The sequence below is a fragment of the Anaerocolumna sp. genome (genome assembly GCF_032079385.1).
Lineage (GTDB): Bacteria > Bacillota > Clostridia > Lachnospirales > Lachnospiraceae > Anaerocolumna.
The window spans coordinates 160,156-179,265 of sequence record NZ_DAMAUC010000006.1 but is presented as its reverse complement, the minus strand read 5'-3'; the positions used below and the strand labels follow the sequence as shown (position 1 = coordinate 179,265).

Annotated in this window: 13 protein-coding genes and 1 riboswitch; of the genes, 3 read left to right on the top strand and 10 right to left on the bottom strand. The window is 36.3% G+C overall.

All coding sequences use genetic code 11. The features are described 5' to 3' along the window. Positions 1 to 49: 49 nt before the first annotated feature. The 5 genes from RT261_RS07370 to RT261_RS07350 all read right to left on the bottom strand — a co-directional run bounded on the left by RT261_RS07370 (position 50) and on the right by RT261_RS07350 (position 7,307). Entirely contained in the window at positions 50 to 2,329 is a 2,280-nt protein-coding gene (locus RT261_RS07370; RefSeq protein ID WP_313131257.1) for a xanthine dehydrogenase family protein molybdopterin-binding subunit, read from the bottom strand. A 7-nt stretch (positions 2,330 to 2,336) separates the two neighbouring features. After that, positions 2,337 to 2,798: a (2Fe-2S)-binding protein gene (locus tag RT261_RS07365; RefSeq protein ID WP_313131242.1), complete on the bottom strand. Its 462-nt coding sequence runs from the start codon at positions 2,796 to 2,798 to the stop codon at positions 2,337 to 2,339. A 2-nt stretch (positions 2,799 to 2,800) separates the two neighbouring features. Continuing rightward, positions 2,801 to 3,598: an FAD binding domain-containing protein gene (locus tag RT261_RS07360; RefSeq protein WP_313131241.1), complete on the bottom strand. Its 798-nt coding sequence runs from the start codon at positions 3,596 to 3,598 to the stop codon at positions 2,801 to 2,803. Between the two features lie 494 nt (positions 3,599 to 4,092). Beyond that, positions 4,093 to 5,424, bottom strand: coding sequence for a magnesium transporter (mgtE, locus tag RT261_RS07355; protein ID WP_313131238.1), 1,332 nt, complete (start codon positions 5,422 to 5,424; stop codon positions 4,093 to 4,095). Between the two features lie 255 nt (positions 5,425 to 5,679). After that, positions 5,680 to 5,838, bottom strand: a riboswitch (M-box (ykoK) riboswitch). Positions 5,839 to 6,053: 215 nt separating this feature from the next. Continuing rightward, positions 6,054 to 7,307 carry an O-antigen ligase family protein gene (locus RT261_RS07350; RefSeq protein ID WP_313131236.1) on the bottom strand — a complete coding sequence of 418 codons (1,254 nt, stop codon included), beginning with the start codon at positions 7,305 to 7,307 and terminating at the stop codon, positions 6,054 to 6,056. 417 nt (positions 7,308 to 7,724) lie between these two features. Here RT261_RS07350 and RT261_RS07345 point away from each other — a divergent pair, with 417 nt between their 5' ends. After that, on the top strand, positions 7,725 to 8,981 hold the full coding sequence (locus RT261_RS07345) for a cytochrome P450 (protein WP_313131233.1): 1,257 nt from the start codon (positions 7,725 to 7,727) through the stop codon (positions 8,979 to 8,981). A 242-nt stretch (positions 8,982 to 9,223) separates the two neighbouring features. On the opposite strand, the gene RT261_RS07340 is transcribed toward RT261_RS07345, so the two are convergent. After that, complete coding sequence (locus RT261_RS07340) at positions 9,224 to 9,385, bottom strand: hypothetical protein (protein ID WP_313131231.1); 162 nt, start codon at positions 9,383 to 9,385, stop codon at positions 9,224 to 9,226. A 90-nt stretch (positions 9,386 to 9,475) separates the two neighbouring features. On the opposite strand from RT261_RS07340, the gene serS reads away from it, so the two are divergent. Next, positions 9,476 to 10,753 (top strand): serine--tRNA ligase, encoded by a 1,278-nt coding sequence (serS, locus tag RT261_RS07335; protein ID WP_313131228.1) that lies wholly within the window; start codon positions 9,476 to 9,478, stop codon positions 10,751 to 10,753. A gap of 185 nt (positions 10,754 to 10,938) precedes the next feature. On the opposite strand, the gene RT261_RS07330 is transcribed toward serS, so the two are convergent. Beyond that, positions 10,939 to 11,451, bottom strand: a complete 513-nt coding sequence (locus RT261_RS07330) for a ferritin family protein (protein ID WP_313131226.1) — start codon at positions 11,449 to 11,451, stop codon at positions 10,939 to 10,941. A gap of 200 nt (positions 11,452 to 11,651) precedes the next feature. Between RT261_RS07330 and RT261_RS07325 the strand changes: the two genes are divergently transcribed. Next, positions 11,652 to 13,346 (top strand): methyl-accepting chemotaxis protein, encoded by a 1,695-nt coding sequence (locus RT261_RS07325; RefSeq protein WP_313131225.1) that lies wholly within the window; start codon positions 11,652 to 11,654, stop codon positions 13,344 to 13,346. A 223-nt stretch (positions 13,347 to 13,569) separates the two neighbouring features. On the opposite strand, the gene RT261_RS07320 is transcribed toward RT261_RS07325, so the two are convergent. The 3 genes from RT261_RS07320 to RT261_RS07310 form a co-directional block, all read right to left on the bottom strand. Then, positions 13,570 to 14,928 (bottom strand): FAD-dependent oxidoreductase, encoded by a 1,359-nt coding sequence (locus tag RT261_RS07320; protein WP_313131223.1) that lies wholly within the window; start codon positions 14,926 to 14,928, stop codon positions 13,570 to 13,572. Positions 14,929 to 15,036: 108 nt separating this feature from the next. Further along, entirely contained in the window at positions 15,037 to 17,679 is a 2,643-nt protein-coding gene (locus RT261_RS07315; protein WP_313131221.1) for a GH36-type glycosyl hydrolase domain-containing protein, read from the bottom strand. Between the two features lie 17 nt (positions 17,680 to 17,696). Then, positions 17,697 to 19,109, bottom strand: a complete 1,413-nt coding sequence (locus RT261_RS07310) for a phosphoglucomutase/phosphomannomutase family protein (RefSeq protein ID WP_313131219.1) — start codon at positions 19,107 to 19,109, stop codon at positions 17,697 to 17,699. Between the last annotated feature and the right edge of the window lies 1 nt (position 19,110).

The following is a 19,110-nucleotide window of genomic DNA, read 5'->3' as shown; positions in this document are numbered from 1 at the left end:
TTTTTGAATTCTACACCCCCCAGGCAAAGCGTCCTACAGAGATAAATTTTTATTTGTCTAACATCCCCATGATGATTTTTTCGCTGGTTATTGGAAGTGTTCGGACATTAACGCCAGTTGCATTGTAAACTGCATTGGCAAGGGCTGGGGATGGTGTGTTAATTACTAGTTCGCCGATTGATTTTGCACCGAATGGGCCGGTGGGCTCGTAGCTGCTTTCAAAGGCAACGCGGATTTGGCCTATGTCTAATCTGGAAGGTATCTTATATTGCAGGAAGGAGTTGCTGTGACAGGTACCGTCTTTGCCGTAAACTACGTCCTCGTATAGAGCCATTCCGATACCTTGAACTAAGCCGCCTTCTGTTTGTATTCGGGCAAGGTTGGGATTGATTACAGTGCCGCAATCTACTACAGCTACATAATCAATAATGTCTAGGTGTCCGGTTTCTTTGTCTATTTCTACTTCTACTGCTCCTGCCATATATGGGGGAGGGGATACGGGTGAAGTATGTTTCACACAGGCTTCCAAGGTGTGATTGGAGCCACACATACTGTTATTGGCTATATCAATGAAGGAAATACTCTTATGGTTTATTAGGTTAATTACATTTTCTCCGTCAAATTCTGCTTCCTCTGGTTTACAACCGAGCATATCTGCACCGGCGGCAGTAATCTTCTTTCGAAGTTCTTCACAGGTTTTTATGGTTGCCATACCGGTCAGATAGGTGGTACTGGAAGCATAGGAACCGGAATCATAAGGAGAAATATCTGTATCAACACCGGACACAATAATATTATTCACATTTGTATCAAGGCAGTCAGCTGCTATTTGTGCTAATATGGTATCACAGCCTGTTCCCATGTCCGTTGCTCCTATGTTCATATTGTAGAATCCATCATCGCTTACTTTTATGGAGACAGAAGCTACATCTACATCATTGATACAGGAACCTTGCATGGCTACTGCTATGCCCACGGAACGAATTTTACCGTTCCCTAAGTCTTTACAAGGGTATTTATTATCCCAGTCAATCATATCTTTTGCTTTCGCAAGACAGCGGTCTAATGTACAGGAATTGGCTGTCTCACCATGGTAGGCAGACATAACATCTCCTTCTTTTACTATGTTCTTTTCCCTAAGAATCGTAGGATCCATATTCATCTTAGCTGCCAGTTCATTGATAGCAGATTCTACTGCAAATAAGCCCTGGGTTGCTCCGTAACCACGATAGGCACCTGCTGCCATTTGATTTGTATAAACTCCTTCATACTCAAATTTATATGCCTTTGCATTTGATGTATAGATAGGCAGAGTTTTAGTTCCGGATAGACCAATAGTTGTTGGAGTATGATCACCAAAGGCGCCGGCATTGGATATGGTGTCTATACCCATAGCCTGAATCTTTCCCCTTTCATCTGCACCGATTCTCACTCGAATCTGCATTTCATGTCTTGGTGAAGAGGCGATCTGAGATTCTTCTCTTGTATAAATAATCTTGGCCGGTTTACCAGTGAGCCAGGTAACGATTGCCGGATACATTTCCACAACAACAGTTTGCTTTGCTCCAAAGCCTCCGCCAATACGTGGTTTCACAACACGTATATTGGATTTCTTAGTTTCAAGAGCTGTAGCCAGAGTTTTTCTTACATGAAACGGCACCTGGGTAGAAGCTGTCACATTTAATCTGCCATAGGCATCCATATAAGTATAAGCACGAAAAGTTTCCATCATAGCCTGCTGATTTGCCTTTGTATGATAAGTTTCATCTATGACATATTTACATTTTGCATATTCTTCTTCAAAATCACCCTGTTCCTCCATTCCATGACAAACCACATTACGGTTTTTATCCGGTCCTAGAGGAATCAGCACTTTCCAGTCCTCTTCCGGGTGAACAATCACTTTATGGTCTTTCGCTTTTGTAAAATCTAAAACAGGTTCTAATACTTCATAAGATACTTTTATTAATTTCATAGCTTTTAAAACAGAAGATTCATCCTTACCTGCTATGATTGCTACTGCATCCCCGACAAAACGGACTCTTTGATCCAATATTAATCTGTCATATGGACTTAGTTCAGGATAGGTTTGTCCCGCTATGGTAAATCTGGTCTTTGGAACATCTTCGTAAGTTAATATACATTCAATGCCTGGTACTTTTAAAGCAGCCTCTTTTTTCACTTCTTTTACAATAGCATGGGCATGGGGACTGCGAAGAACTTTAACAACAAGACAGTCCTTAGGTGCTATATCTTCTGTATATACCGGCTTCCCTGTTACAAGAGACATGGCATCTTTTTTACGAATAGAGGCATTTACAGCATTCATTTTCATATTATTTTGCCTCCTTCTTTGCATTAAGATAGTTTAAAACCGCACGTAACTGGCCTTGGTAACCTGTACATCTGCATAGGTTGCCTGCAAGATATTCTTTTACCTCATCTAAGGTAGGGTCTTTTAATTCTTTACTCATAGAAATTACATTCATAATAAATCCGGGACTGCAGAATCCGCATTGCTCAGAACCCTGGTCTGCTAAGAATCCACCTACTTCTTTTGCTTCTTCCTGAAGGCCTTCCATGGTAATAACATGCTTTCCGTTGGCACGTGCTGCCATAGTCGAACAGGATAATACAGGTTTTCCTTCTAAAATAACCGTACATAATCCGCAGTTTGAAGTTTCACATCCACGTTTTACACTGTAGCAGCCTTTGGAGCGGACATAATCCAGAAGAAGAGTATCCGGTGCTATATTGTCTTGTATATATACATGATTAAGCCATAAATTGATTTCCATAATTATAACACCTTCCCTTCCGAAATTTCATTAATGCCTCGTTTACATAATACACCTGCCAAATGTTTGCGAAACTCTCCACTTGCCCGCATGTTACTGCCAAACTCCGTGTTTTCTATTATATATTCAATAAATTTAGTTATCTCTTCCTCTGTAGGATTATAACTTAACATTTGTTCCTCATCTGATAAAAGTATTGCTTTGGAAGGTCTGGCACCTAAAACTACCTGCCATTTCTGATTCACTCTCGCTACCGTACAAGCTATAACCGGAATGTCCGTAGCGGTTCTTCGATGGGTCAGATAGGAAACTTCTCTTCTATCCTTTTTAATTATTATCTTTTCTAATATATCATTATCTCTTGGCATATCTGCAAACTCTGATAAAGGTATCACACCGCCCTTATAAAGTTTTACATAGGCATCTAATGCTAAAAAACAAGTAAGAATATCTGAAAATCCGAATCTACTGAATATACTTCCACCAACGGTTGCACAATTTCTAAATTGTACCCCAACAATATGCTCTGTGGATTTTGCAATTACACCATTAAAGTAACTGTTTAAAACTGAATGAGTTTCCAATTCCCGAAGAGTTACCATACATCCAATTTCAAAGGCTTCTTCTGTTTCTTCAATTTTATCTAAGCCTAAATTGCTTAGGTCAATGGCATTTTGTATATTGCGTTCTCCCATTTTCAGCCATGCAATACCCCCCAGTACAACATTATTTCTCTTTTGATTCAGGGCATAGGCTTCTTCCAGATCTTTCACCACTACATAATTTTTTATCGTGAACAATGTTAAGTCTCCTTTTGTATGAATAATAACCGCCATCAAAGGGCATCTGCCCCTGATAGTTGTTCCGCTTACTTCATTAACGTGGTTATTATAACAATGACAGTGGAAAAAAGTCTAGATATGATAGTTTTTAATAGCACTAATAAGTTACATTAATATATTTGTTTTGTTTATTATCTTTTATAATATCTAAAAAACTCTATTCTTTTTATTAACTTTTTCTTTTAATTTTGCTTATTTTCCATAAAATTCATGCCCATTTCAGGGAAATTAGTAATACTATATATATCAAGGTAATGAACAAAAAATATTTTGTAGCTTTGCACATAATTTCAATTTCCCCAAGAAATTCTCCAAAAAGGCCTCTAAATCCTCCTTTTCCTTCATGTACTATTGATGACAATAAAGGATAGCGAAATAAAAGAACTCAAACTACTTAATGCAAATGCAGGTCAGTAGTTTGAGTTCTTTAGAAATTATATATAGAAGCCTTATTACAGCTTGAATACTAATGTTGCAATATTAAAATAAATTATAATAGAAAATGTATCTACTATAGTTGTGATTATTGGAGCTGCCATAATTGCCGGGTCTAATTTGCATTTTTTAGCAAGAATGGGAAGTAAACATCCAACAATTTTGGCTATAATAATAGTTGCTACTAATGAAAGAGATACCACCAAAGCCAATTGTAAATTCCTATAAATCAATGCAATTCGTATACCATTTGCAACCGCTAATGTCAGACCTACTATCAGTGAAACTCGGAATTCTTTCCAAACAATCTTAAGGGTATCAGAAAAATGCAATTCATCCACTGCCAGACCACGTATAATCAGTGTAGAACTTTGAGAACCACAATTTCCTCCGGTATCCATCAACATAGGAATAAAAGAAACCAGTAAGGGAATAACCGCGAATGCATTTTCATAATTGCCGATAATGGAACCGGTAATAGTTGCTGAAAACATTAAGATCATAAGCCATACAATTCTGTGTTTTGCATGTTTCCAAACGGAAGTTTTCAAGTATGGCTCATCATTTGCAGTCATAGCAGCCATCTTCTGCATATCTTCTGTTGTTTCATCCGTTAAAACATCAATAGCATCATCAAAGGTTACAATACCAACGATACAACCTTCAGAATCAACTACAGGAATTGCCAGTAAACCATATTTACGGAACAAATTTGCAGCAGTTTCTCTGTCATCGGTTGTTTGAATGGATACATAGTTATCTTTCATTAAATCGCTGATCAGAGTTTCATTATCGTGAATCATTAGATCTTTTGCGGAAACAATCCCCAGTAATTTGTGCTTTACAACTACATAGCAGGTATAAACAGTCTCACTGTCAATGCCAACTTTTCGAATCTTATCCAGTGCCTGTTTTACCGTCATAGTGGGGTGTAATTCAATAAACTCAACTGTCATAATGCTTCCGGCACTATCTTCTGAGTATTGAAGCAAATAATTGATATCCGCACGGGTATCATTGTCAACATTCTCAAGCAGCTGGGTTACAACATTAGCAGGCATATCGCTTAAAAAATCAACGGCATCGTCAGCATACATGGAATCAAAGATTGTTTTAATATCCTGTTTACTAAGTGTTTTAATTAATGTTTGACGAAGATCATTTTCCATATAGGAAAATACCTCTGCTGCTTTCTCTTTATCAAGTATTCGAAATACGATAACCAGCTTATCTTCATCCAGATCTGACAGCAGACTTGCAAGGTCAACCGGGTTGTATTTAGAAAGTTCTTCATGTATTAATTTTAATTTATTCTCTTCAAGTAGTGTAAGTAATTCTTTGCTTGTCATATTTTTCCTCCTCTTTTTAGGCATAAAAATACTGCCGTATTAATTTTCTCTTAGATACGACAGTAAAAAATGCTTTCCAAAAAGAGATATTACAAATCAAGCACTTGTAATATCAGTGAGCATCAAACTACCATATCCAATTATATTATTATGTCTACTTCGCCCAGGACTACTGTCCAAAATGCTCACCTCCGTAAAAATAAACAAAAATAAAATCCCAATGCATGCTCAAATGATGCACGGGATAAATCCGCGTATGTTGACCACCGTTTGAGCTTTAGCTCTATAAGGCGATGAAATTACATTATGCTATACCTTGATTCGATATAGCCTGTTCAACCTTCTCATGATGTCTCCATCACTCCGCGGCAGTAATCCGTATCCTTATAGTAGCCTCACCTACCAGATTATATTCAATTTCAAACCTATTGTAACAGTAAAATTTCTGTTTGTCAAATAGCACAGCGTAAAATATCAGAACTAATATCAATATTATAATTTAATAAGTTTTATAATCCTCTAGTCAAGACCACTGCAGGTGGTTTATTTTTATGTACATACAGAAAGAAGCAATTGCTATTTTACAAGTCAATTGCTCCCTTTTTCTAAATTAACATCAACATAAAAAATTATACTGCTTCTGCTTCATTTTTCTTTTCATAGGCTCCCAACCCTGCCAATACAAATAAATACAAAGGCAAGGTCTGTATCCACATAAGTGTTAGATCAGCCAGTCCATGTACCAAAGCTGCTGCAGATATGGCAAACACTAATGAAGTAATCCGGGTTTTCTTATCGTTAAAATAAGTTTTTACTAAAGTGATAGTATATTTTACAAAATACCATAGAAACAAAACGGTTCCCACGATACCAAAATCCAACAGCAGTTCAAGTATAATACTGTGGGAATGAGGTACCAAATATCCAAGATGCTGTTTTGAATCCGTATACATATAGGACATAAATCCATGTCCGAATAAAGGCGCTTTCTTTATCTGCTTAATGGCAAAATCCCATATTTCAAAACGTATTTCTGTAGTAACCTCTGCCTGGTAAAGGCGTGGAATAATATTCACATTAAGCACAAGAATAATAAAGCTGGCAAAGGTAGCCAATAACAGCCATATTGCAAGAAGCCGGTGCATTTTGAGAAGAAGAAGTAAAACGGCTACTCCAAGAAAAATCTCAACCCATGCAAACATACTCTCACATAAATACAGGCTGATTACATTCATAGCTGCAATGAAATAATAAAACCACTTCTTACCTTGACGTGTCAATACTTTATAGGCACAGATAATAATTACCATACTTATGATAGTACCAAAATAATTGGGATAAAAAAACATTGCCGATGCCCGGTTTACACTACTTCCCATCTTAAAATAGGGAAATACGAATTTTTCAACCAAAGCATAAACCGTCCCCATTAAACTCAATACACAAACCATGGTTAAAACTCTTTCAAAAAGTATCCTAGTCATAACACTTCGTAAATACAATCCTAATACAAATGCAAGGGTAAATCCAAAGGCTATAAGTAATCCAAGCCAGTTTTTATAAATAGCGGCGATAAAAAAAGCAAAAGCACAGAATGAGAATAGAACTTTTGAACCACTGTGTATGAGAATTAAACTTCTTGTCTGTTTTTTAAAAATAATATAAATTGCTAATGATATAAGAACAAGCCCTGAAATAATAAATGGTAGAAACACTGCAGCTACTGTTAAAACCACAATTCCTGTTTCTGAAAATAAATTATTCTTCTGTTGCGTTACATTCATGTCTTCTATAATAAATTCCTCTTTTCGTAAATTATGTATAAGGTAACATACCTGTGATATACAATTATTTATAATGGCAATGATTGTACCACTTTCCACGAGATGTTGCCAGTTTCAGATACCTTTGCAGCCATTACTCTTTCCACACCATACTTTATGAATAAACATTAAAAATAATTAGATAATTAAGCTAAAAATATTAAACATACTATATTTTTTCCATTAATATGATATTTATTCATAAATATATATAATTACCTGGGTCTAATTCGCCAAATTTTCTATATAATTATATCAGTTTTTCATGCCATTATTTATAAATATTCAGTATATTTGTATATATTATCATTCTACATCTGATATTCTCCAATTGCTCACCAATTTTAACACTAATTAAAAATGAAATCAATAAATATTTTACAAAATGTGTATTTTAATATCCGATATTGAGTATGAAATAACAGCATATACACATAATAGCTATAAATCTTTTAATTAGGATAGGAGAAATTTACTATGAGTACATTAACGAAAATACCCTGTGAAAAAACAATAGACAGCAGTCTATATTTATTACTGGAAGGGTATCCTTTTATACAAAACAGATGCCGGAAGTATGAATCTGATATTTTTCAGACAAGATTATTCGGTAAAAAAGTGGTATGTTTTACAGGAGAAGAGGCAGCCGAAATATTCTATAATGACTATTTGTTCAAAAGAAAAGGAGCTGCTCCAAAAAGAGTACAAAGGACCCTATTAGGTCAACAAGGTGTTCAAGGTCTGGATGGTAAGATGCATCAAAGTCGAAAAAAAATGTTTCTCTCCATTATGACTCCGGAAAATCTGAAAACTCTCATACATTACACCAGATTTCAGTGGGAATATAATAGTATCCGTTGGAACAACAGCAATATTATTTTATTTGACGAAGCACAGATTCTATTATGCCAGGTGGCCTGCAAATGGGCCGGTGTTCCTTTGGATCACTATGAAATAGAACAAAGGGCCTTTGATCTTGGTAAAATGATTGATGGCTTCGGCGCAGTTGGGCCCAGGTATTGGGAAGGATGCAGTGCCCGAAAAAGATCTGAAGAATGGATAAGCAATATTATCGTTCAGATTCGTACGGGTAAAATAAAACCACCAAAAGATTCAGCGGCTTATATCATAGCCTGGCATCGAAATCAGAATAGTAAATTATTAAATCCACAAGTTGCAGCTGTGGAATTATTGAATATAGTAAGGCCCATTGTTGCTATTGCTACTTACATTACCTTTGGTGCACTAGCTATGTTTAAGCACCCTGAATGCAGAGCTAAATTACAATTACGGGACCCTAATTATAATGAAATGTTTGTACAAGAAGTAAGACGACTCTATCCTTTTACTCCATTTGTGGGGGCTTTGGCAAAAAAGGACTTCCTATGGGAACAATATTTGTTCCATAAAGATACTCTTGTGTTATTAGATATCTATGGGATGAATCATGATTCAAGAATATGGCTCCATCCTTATGAATTCAATCCGGAACGCTTTTTTGATTGGGAGCACAGCCCTTACTTGTTCATGCCTCAGGGCGGCGGTAACGAACTGGGTCACAGGTGCGCCGGCGAAATGGTTACCTTAGAAGTTATGAAGGCAAGTCTGGATTTTATAGCAAATCATTTGTCCTATAAAGTACCAGTGCAAGACTTAAAATACCCTTTATCCAGAATTCCTACCCTGCCAAAAAGCAGGTTTATTATGAGTCATGTAAAGAGAAAAGTAAATTAATAGAATATCATTTTGTATACAATAGCATGGAAAAGGATTGGAAGAAGAATCCCATTTCATCCGGATTCTTCCCCCATTCAATCTCTTAGAATTAGAAATTATACCTCAATAATTAAATTATACACTTGTAAATTTTTAAAAATCAGTATATAATACCAATAAATATTGAAAACAGCAATGATAAAAGCTACGATTTATAAATTTCTTCAGAGAACCGGTGGTTGGTGTGAATCGGTGAAAGGCTAAATCTTTCCACTTTTGGAGCTGTCAGTGATAAACTGAAGGTCGGTAACCTTTATCTTACTATTTGAGTGGCTGGCACTTATACGGATAATCCATGGTTCTATATCTATTATCTTTATAGCTGGCAATTTGGGTGGCAACGCGGATTCCTTTCGTCCCATATTTTTTGTAAATGGGTGAAGGAATTTTTTTATTGCAAGAATAATTCCGGTACCCAACCAAGAATAATTCAAATTACAGGAGGAAATCAAATGTTAGATTTAAAATTTGTCCGAGAAAATCCGGAGATTGTAAAACAAAATATGAAAAACAAATTCCAGGATCACAAGCTTCCATTAGTAGATGAAGTAATTGAACTGGATCAGGAAAGCAGACAGGTAAAGCAAGAAGCGGATAATTTAAGAGCTGAAAGAAATAAGACTTCTAAACAAATCGGCGGCTTAATGGCTCAAGGTAAAAAAGATGAAGCAGAAGAAATGAAAAAGCAGGTAACTGCTAAGTCCGACCGTTTAGGAGAATTGGAAGCAAAAGAAGCCGAATTGCAGGAAAAGATAACACAAATCATGATGACCATTCCAAATATTATTGATCCAAGTGTTCCAATCGGTAAAGACGATAGTGAGAATGTTGAAATCAAACGCTACGGTGAACCGGTAGTTCCTGACTTTGAAGTACCTTATCATGCTGATATTATGGAAAAATTCAATGGCATCGACTTAGAAAGTGCAAGAAAAGTTGCAGGTAACGGTTTCTATTATTTAATGGGTGATATCGCAAGACTTCATTCTGCAGTAATTTCTTATGCAAGAGATTTTATGATTGACCGTGGTTTTACTTATTGCATACCGCCATTTATGATTCGAAGTGACGTTGTTACTGGTGTTATGAGTTTTGCTGAAATGGATGCCATGATGTATAAAATTGAAGGAGAAGATTTATATTTAATCGGAACCAGCGAACATTCCATGATTGGTAAATTCATTGATACTATTATTCCAGATACTTCTCTTCCTCAAACATTAACCAGCTATTCACCTTGCTTTAGAAAGGAAAAAGGTGCACATGGTATTGAAGAAAGAGGCGTATACCGTATCCACCAATTTGAGAAACAAGAAATGATCGTAGTATGTGATCCTGACGATAGTATGATATGGTTTGATAAATTATGGCAGAACACCGTAGATTTATTCCGTTCTTTAGATATTCCTGTAAGAACCTTAGAATGCTGCTCTGGTGACTTAGCAGACTTAAAAGTAAAATCTATCGACGTTGAAGCATGGTCCCCAAGACAGCAAAAATACTTTGAAGTAGGAAGCTGTTCTAATTTAGGAGATGCACAGGCACGTAGATTAAAGATTCGTGTAGTTGGTGAAAAAGGTAAGTACTTTGCCCATACATTAAACAATACGGTAGTTGCACCACCTAGAATGTTAATTGCATTCTTAGAAAACAACCTGAATGCAGATGGCACTGTTAATATTCCTACTGCCCTTCAGCCTTACATGGGTGGAAAAACCATAATAAAGTAAATATAAATATTTATTATAATTGAATAGATAGGATAGTGAAGAAATACCATTATGTTTAAATAATTAAGAATAAGGTACTTCTACTATCCTATCTTCTTTTAATATGTATCATTGAAAAATGTTTGTCCTATCAAAAATATAATATAATTTATTGCATACTTTTAGCAATAGTAACAGTATCCAGTTTATTCCAGACCATTATATCTATCCGTATCATACTTTAATAATAACAGTGTCAAATGTTCCGCATGCCCCTTTTCTTCATTAATTATGGTATACAATACATTTTGTATATCAGGATAGGGCATACTGGCCAAATGCTGTTCATATAGTAAAACAGCCTCAAATTCACCTTTTATGTCTTCCCTTATATTATTTAAGATTAATTGTTTATTGTAGTCTGGGGTATATGTTTGCATTGGTGACTTAGGGCCTGCTTTAATGTTAATATGTTCTCTATATGCTTGGTATTGCATTGGGTCATACTTACGCAGTAATGAAAGAATCAGACCATAATGTTTCTTTTCATCTTCTATGATATATTTCCAAACTTCATTAATGTCCTCCATATTAGAATTTGCGATATGTTCCTCATAACCGTTTATTGCATCAATTTCACTAATTAATATTTCTCTTAATTTATTTGTATCAAGTATGGCTATTCCTTGTGGTTGACCTTTGGGATTGGTATAACTCAATATAAACCTCCTATATCTCCTTTGGTTTCTAATAAATATTATTCAAGAAGGTTTAATAATATTCGAGATATACGAACTGCCAAAGACTTGCTCTGAAGTAGAGAAAGTAAAATTTGAAAGAAGTAATTGCAAATCATTGCAAAATGTGTTAAATATTACATTACCAATTCCATATATACATAGCAAAGGAGTACTAAAATATGAAAATCAAATGGAAAATAGTTCTGGTTTTTGCTTCTGTAATCGTAACTGCAATAACGGTTATTAATGTTTTATATTATCTTAATATCTCAAAATTTATAGAAACAGAACACATTAATCAATTGTCCGGTTATTCTAAAACGGGATACCAATTATTAGAGCACAAATATCCTGGTGATTGGAAAGTAGAAGGAGAAAAGCTCTATAAAGGTGATATTTTACTAAATGATAATTATGAATTTGTAGATGGTTTCGCAAAAGATGCTAATATTCTGGCAACTATCTTTCTTGGAGATACCAGAATAACCACCAGTATTAAAGACGCCGAGTCAAAAAGGTTAGTGGGCACTAAAGCCTCCGATATTGTAATAGATAAAGTATTAACAGGCAATGAAGATTATTTAGGGGAAGCCTCCATAGTTGGAAGGAAAGCATTAACTTATTATGTTCCCATTCAAGACTCAACAGGAACAACCATCGGTATGTGGTTTGTGGGAATATATTTAGATGATATTGGAGCTCAAATAATAAAGGTAGTTGCAACTGCTGTAATAGTCTCTATGGTAATATTGGTGGCAGGCTGCTTCATTACTTATATAATTGGCAATACCATAGGTCTGGGATTTAACAGAATCCGAAAGGATATTGAAGATATTGAAAATGGTAAATTCAATCATTCCTTTAATATAAAACACATGAATAGAAAAGATGAAATTGGAGCAATTTCCAAATCTTATTCTAACATGCAAACTCGTATAAAGAGTATTATTTTAAGTATTAAAGAAGAAATAATTAAGATAGAACGGTCTTCTGAAGAATCTTTGCTCAGTGTAAATGATGTTTATAATAATGTTGAAAACATATCTTTTACAACAGAAGAACTATCAGCAGGCATGGAAGAAACCGCTGCCTCCACACAGGAAATGAATGCCTCCATACATAATATTGAAGCTGAAGTAGACGAAGTAGCAAAGAAAGCAGAACATGGTGAAAATATAGTAAGAGAAATCAAAAAACGTGCAGAACAATTGCAACAGGAAGCACAGGAATCTCGAAAGAACACTCTTTCCATTTTTGAAAACACCAGTGAGAATTTAAGAAATTCTATTCAGAAATCCAGTGCTATTGAAGAAATAAAAGCATTGTCACAATCTATATTACATATTACAAGCCAAACAAATATGCTGGCATTAAATGCTTCCATAGAGTCAGCCAGAGCCGGTGAAGCAGGTAAAGGTTTTGCTGTTGTTGCACATGAAATTGGTAATCTTGCTGTTAACTCCAAAGAGGCCGCAACGCAGATTGAAAGTATTACAGCTGAAGTATCGGAAGCCGTAAAGGCACTTGTTAAAGATGCTGCTACCCTCCTTGACTACGTTGAGCATACCGTTATTCATGATTATGGTGTTCTGGTTCATACCGGAGAACAGTATTATACTGATGCGAATACTGTTAATGAAATGGTTACAGAAATTAAACGGATTTCAGATCAGCTACAGACCTCTATTCATTATGTAAAACAAGCTATTCAAGAGGTTGCAGCGGCTTCAAACCACGGAGCAGAAGGCGCTTCCGTTATTTCAGAAAAGTCTGCTTCTATCGTTGGACAAACAGAAGAAGTAGTAAAGCAAACAAGAGCAAATAAAGAAAGTGTAGATGTATTAAATGAAATGGTGCAATTTTTTCAAATATAGTAAATAATTAAATAACTGAATACGTAATACTACAGATTTGATTTTCTTTTCCATCTGCAATCATATGTTAATTGACCACTGATTTAAGTAATTTTATTGTATTGTCTATGCGGATATTGCAATTCGTTTACCGCTGCTTGCTCACGATCTCGTTGCCACTGCGCGGCCTTTCAGCAGGAGCTTAACTCCTGCTGAAATAGGCAAATCTGCTTCCCTGATGCGGTTAAATATTTAGATATGCTCCCTCATTTAAGAGTATCTGCTGCATTTCATGAATATTAATATTTTTTGTCTTCTGTCCATATTTTACAGCTAAAAAGGCAGCAGCTCCCCCTGCCTGAGCCACGGCACCTGCAATAGGTGTTGTTCTGATTGCTCCCTGAGCTTCAAAGGTAGCAGATATACATCTTCCTACGGTTATTAAATTATCTATTTGATTATTTATAAGGCAGCCATAAGGTACACTGTACATACTTCCGTAAGTAATATTGTCCTCATCCTTTACAACTTCACCTTTTCCGTCAGGACTATGTACATCAACAGGATAACCTGCATGAGCCACCACATCATCAAACTTTCTACAGGAAGTAATATCCTCCAAAGTTAGAGTATACAAACCTTTAATCTGCCTGGAACCTCTTACACCAATGCCCGGTCCTGTACTTATAAGTATGGAATGTTCAAATCCTCTTACCTTTTCCTTTAAAAATTTTTCAAGATTACGAACCTGTCTCCTGCCTTCGATTTCTGCTTTGGAGAGTTCCCATGGATCTGTGGAGTCAAATCCCCGTATTCTTGTAGTATTGACAATCACCTCCCCCAGGTTATTGGTTTCAAAGAATAAAATTCCTTCAGAGTCAAAATCCAAAGAACCGTCTTCTTTTCCCTGTTTCACCGTTAGTTCATAACCGCTGACAGAAAGTCTGGATGCTTTATCCACCATGTCCGTATTGCCCTTTAGATACGGGAATTCATCGGGATTCTCCTTTACATAGGCCTTCACCGCTTCTATATCTACATTGCTTATTTTCATATTCATTGTCATAGGCTGGCAGGCACCATCTGAAATTCTACCTTTTGTGAATTCCACTCCTGCCCAGGCAGAAAGATCACCATCACCGGTGGCATCAATATATACTTTTGCACTAACTTCACTTAAACCAGCTTTATTACTGATAGTAAGTGATTCTATAGTTCCATTTGATATTTTAACGGCAGATAACATGGTGTGGTAAAGAATTTCAGCCCCATTTTCTATAAGCATAAGTTCTAATTCATGTTTCATGGCCTCTGCATCAAAAGGGGTTACCGTATAGGTATATCCAATGGTGTCTGTTACATGACCGGGTGACTTTTTCTTTTCCTCTAACCTGTCAATCAGTTCTCCCACAGAACCTTTTATTACTTGTCTGTCTGCTACGTGAAAAGTCATCATTGGACCTACACCAGCAGCGGTCAACATTCCTCCCAGAAAACCATACTTTTCTATAAGCAGGGTCTTAGCTCCGTTCCTTGCAGCGGTAATAGCCGACATAACACCGGATATTCCTCCCCCTACTACAATTACATCATATTGTAACATTCTCTGACTCCTTTCCATTTTTCGTGAAACCAACCATTTTATAAACCATTTGCCCAGAAAATCACGCTCTCAAAAAAACATTCATTTATAGAAAGTATGATACAATGATTAAGTTTGCACTTCAATGTCTAATTTTTTACCCTTTAGTTCTTCGTTTGAAATCCATAATTTATCTAAATTCATCACTGGATCATATACACTATTTCTTTGTATACCGTTTACAATATACCTTCTTCCTTTTTTCTGTGCTTCCTTATAATAAATATGAAGTTTGCAATTCTTTACGGTAATGTGCAGTTCCATGCTTTCAAAAGGTGTATATACTGCCGGCTGCAGCCATATTCCTTCGTATTCCGGATTTAACCCGAAGACGCACTTAATAAGAAGTTTTAGCAATACATTGGAACTTCCTGTCTGCCAGTCAGCCATGGATTCTCCGTCAATATTTAATTCTTTATTATAACCATAGGAATTTGGCATAATGTATGGGGAACAGGATATATATTCATGGGTAAACGGCAGTGACTTCAGAAGCTGCATCCATGCATCTTTTGAATATCCCATTCTAAAAAGGGCCATAATTCCAAACATGGAGGCATGTATATAGGCTGCTCCATTCTCCGCGGTACCGGCAGGAAGCTTAGGAATCCGTCCCACACCCTTGGTATCCGCCTCAAAATAAGGTTCAAAAGTCTTTAACCCGTATTTAGAATCTAAATTTTTAAAAGCGTTTAGAATTGTATCCTTCATTCCCATATCTTCGTCATATAGTCCGGTTAATACCCAAAAAGCATTGGAGGTAAGGACCTGTCTGGACTTATGATCCGGATCATGAAAGCTTCCCACATAGTAAGACGCTTTATCGCCCCAGCCATGCACAATTCTTTTTTCGTCATTTTCTCCTATTACAATTCCATACTTATATAATCCCTCTTTTATTTCCTGTCCCACTGTTTGGTATTCTTTTATAAGCTGCTGATACTTATGTGCATCCAATTTATATAGAAGTTCTTCCATCTCTTTTAGATTTTGATATACTTGTAAGGAAACCATTACAGATACACCACTGCCGTATTCTTTTTCCGGATTCAGACTGACTCCAAGTCCATCCAGTGCATCATTCCAATCTCCATAAAGAGCTCTCACACATTTCGTTATTTCAAAATCCCTGTTTGAAATAAGATAGTTCATAATCTTAAGCATATGTTCCAACACGCTATCTCTTATAGGACTTAACTTTACCAGGTTTTTCTTCTCATCTATTATTTCATAATATCCGCACTCTTCTTCCAGAAAGGAAAAATCACCTGTATATTTTAAGTAAGTAACAATTGTTGAAATAACCCAAACTCCCTGATCTATAAAAGGACGAAGATCCATCTCCGGAGCACCTTCTCCTGCTGGTAAGGAATACTGGCGGGGGCATCTTCCATTGGGAGCAGTAAAATTCAGAGCTTCTAACATCTTATCTTTTGTTTCCTCCGGTTCCCAGGCGGCAAGAGCCTCCAATGCCTGAAACACATCCCGGATTCCAATTAATGAACCTACATATGCCTGAATGTACCCTTTCATTAAAGCACAAAATTCCACTTGTTTTTTTAGATGTTCTATAAAGGAGTTACATACCTTTGTTTTGATTTCGGGAAGTTTTGATTGTCCTACACCTATCTTTAGTTTTGAAGCTTTTTTTTCCTCCATTTCTTCCAGTTTACCCAGTGAGGTATCTATTTCCAGTGGGCTAACTTTGCCTTTAATCAATTTTTTCAATTCTAATTCTTCCTTACAATATGGTATGTAATCAAAGGTAATATCCAGCCGTGCCACATCCTTCTCTCCTAAATGCAGTTTAATTAAATCACCTGCCGCTCCCACTTCTGTAAAGGTACACACCTGTTTAGTCCCAGGAAAAGTTCCCTTCTTTACTGCCATGGGTGAATGGAGACTTCCTCTGCTGCCTCCCACATACTCATATCTGGAGGCGGTTTCTTCATGACTTATTAACCTGCTTTTTTCTCCACATTGTATTTGTCTTTTTATAATTCCATAATTGGATACGGATTGGGTTCTGCTTAAATCTTCATTAGTTTTTATAATAAAATACCCTAAATCTTTATCTTCCTTACTTAATACCCCTTTCTTTTCTTTTTTGCAATACCTTACTTCCCGGAACCATCTATTATCTCCGCTTTCTGCAATGGCATGAACAAGAAAAGGATTAAAAAAGGAAGACAGCAGGATGTCTTTTCCTTCACCACTAAGATTTTCAGCAGTTAAAGAAAATATTACTTTTTTGTCATGATTTACAAATACCCGAACCCCAAAACGTAAATCTTCTAATTGAGTTATGTAGTAAGCACAACATTTTGTAAATACCGTAAATTGCTCTGTCTCTATTTTAGTATCCATAACCGGAACCGACAGCAGTGAAACTATATCATATTGATTATCCTTTGCCGGTATACCGGCAAAAAAGGCTATTTTGTTTTCCTGCCCTTCCGATGCTCTAAGAAAAGGTGAAAAGATTCCTTCATTGCCATGCATATACCCGGATGCATAGGCCCAAAAATAAAAGCCATCAACGCCGTAAGGGTATCTGCAGTCTCCATCATCTCTTGGCAAAGCCAGTATTTCATCCTTATCTATAAAATATGTTTTTCCGGGCAATTGTGCCTCTTTCACATACTCATCTTCCATTTTAATTCTGTGGTATGCTTTAGAATAATACTGTATTTTTTCAATCAGCTTTGTCATATCCTATCACCCTATTCCTATAAACTTAAGAAGTTTCTCATATCATCACTGACTTCTTTTGCTAAAAGTTCGCTTTCCATTTCAGCAAATATCCTAAGCAGAGGCTCTGTTCCGGAAAATCGTGCACTAATCCATCCGCCATTTGTAAAATAAACTTTTACTCCATCCATATAGCTGACTTTCTCAACGTCATACGTAAATTCCGGTAACTTTTTCTCCTGGAACAATAACTTTTGCAGTCTGTCTTTGATTTCCTCCTGGAATACAAATGCATTTTCTGCCATATAGCAATACCCAAACTCAATATACAATTCCTGAAGCAGTTCTGTTAAAGACTTTCCTGTAACACTGATCATTTCTACCAAAAGGCTGGCAGCAAATATTCCATCCTTACCTTTAATATGTCCTTTTATGGATAATCCACCGCTGCTTTCTCCTCCAATGATGGCGTCCTGTTCCTCCATCTTAGAGCAGATATATTTAAAGCCAACGGGAACTTCATAGCATTTTTCACCGAATTTATCTGCTATCTTATCCAGCAAATGAGTTGTGGTAAGGTTTCTTACAGCGCAGCCTTTTAAACCCTTGTACTTTAAGAGATAGTAGTACAATAATACAAGAATACTGTTTGGATGAATAAATTCACCATTACTATCAATAATGCCTAATCGATCTGCGTCTCCGTCTGTTCCGATACCAAGGTCATAGCCGCTTTCCATAACCGTACTTCTAAGTCGCTGTAAAGTCTCTAAGCTAGGGGAAGGCAGTCTTCCACCGAATAAAGTATCATGCCTGTCATTTATAATATCCACATCACATCTTGCAGTAATTAGAACGGTCTGCAAAGAGGTTTTAGAGACACCAAACATTGGGTCTAACAGTATCTTTAAGTGCTTTTTACGTATTGCATCAATATCAATCATACTAATAATAGAATCTATATAAGTATTCATAGGATCTGACTTTATAATCCTTCCCTTTTCTATGCCTAAATTAAATTCCATGGATTTTATATCTTTCTTATCCACTTCCTCTATAAATTCTTCTATTTTTTCTGTAACCGTTTCTGTAGCGTCTTTTCCCCCTTCTGTAAATATCTTTATACCATTATAATCTGCCGGATTATGACTGGCAGTGATGGCTGCACCAAATTTTGACTGCTGCATTTGTACGGTGAACATCACCAAAGGGGTCGGTGCTATTTTTTCAATAAATATTACTTTTATACCGTTACCGGCTAAGACTTCGCTCATCCATTTTGCAGCTTTATCCGATAAAAACCGCCTGTCGTAACCTATTACAAACTCGTATTCTTCTGCCTGTTCCGAAATAATCATGTTAGCAACAGCCTGTGACAGTATTCTTACATTATCTTTTGTGAACTCTTCACCAATGAGTGCCCTCCAGCCGCCTGTTCCGAATTTAATCATT

Excerpts from the sequence above, each read along its gene's own strand:
- RT261_RS07370 (WP_313131257.1), bottom strand. The coding sequence starts at position 2,329 with ATGAATGCTGTAAATGCCTCTATTCGTAAAAAAGATGCCATGTCTCTT.
- RT261_RS07365 (WP_313131242.1), bottom strand. The coding sequence starts at position 2,798 with ATGGAAATCAATTTATGGCTTAATCATGTATATATACAAGACAATATA.
- mgtE (WP_313131238.1), bottom strand. The coding sequence starts at position 5,424 with ATGACAAGCAAAGAATTACTTACACTACTTGAAGAGAATAAATTAAAA.
- RT261_RS07345 (WP_313131233.1), top strand. The coding sequence starts at position 7,725 with ATGAGTACATTAACGAAAATACCCTGTGAAAAAACAATAGACAGCAGT.
- RT261_RS07340 (WP_313131231.1), bottom strand. The coding sequence starts at position 9,385 with ATGGGACGAAAGGAATCCGCGTTGCCACCCAAATTGCCAGCTATAAAG.
- serS (WP_313131228.1), top strand. The coding sequence starts at position 9,476 with ATGTTAGATTTAAAATTTGTCCGAGAAAATCCGGAGATTGTAAAACAA.
- RT261_RS07325 (WP_313131225.1), top strand. The coding sequence starts at position 11,652 with ATGAAAATCAAATGGAAAATAGTTCTGGTTTTTGCTTCTGTAATCGTA.
- RT261_RS07320 (WP_313131223.1), bottom strand. The coding sequence starts at position 14,928 with ATGTTACAATATGATGTAATTGTAGTAGGGGGAGGAATATCCGGTGTT.
- RT261_RS07315 (WP_313131221.1), bottom strand. The coding sequence starts at position 17,679 with ATGACAAAGCTGATTGAAAAAATACAGTATTATTCTAAAGCATACCAC.
- RT261_RS07310 (WP_313131219.1), bottom strand. The coding sequence starts at position 19,109 with ATGATTAAATTCGGAACAGGCGGCTGGAGGGCACTCATTGGTGAAGAG.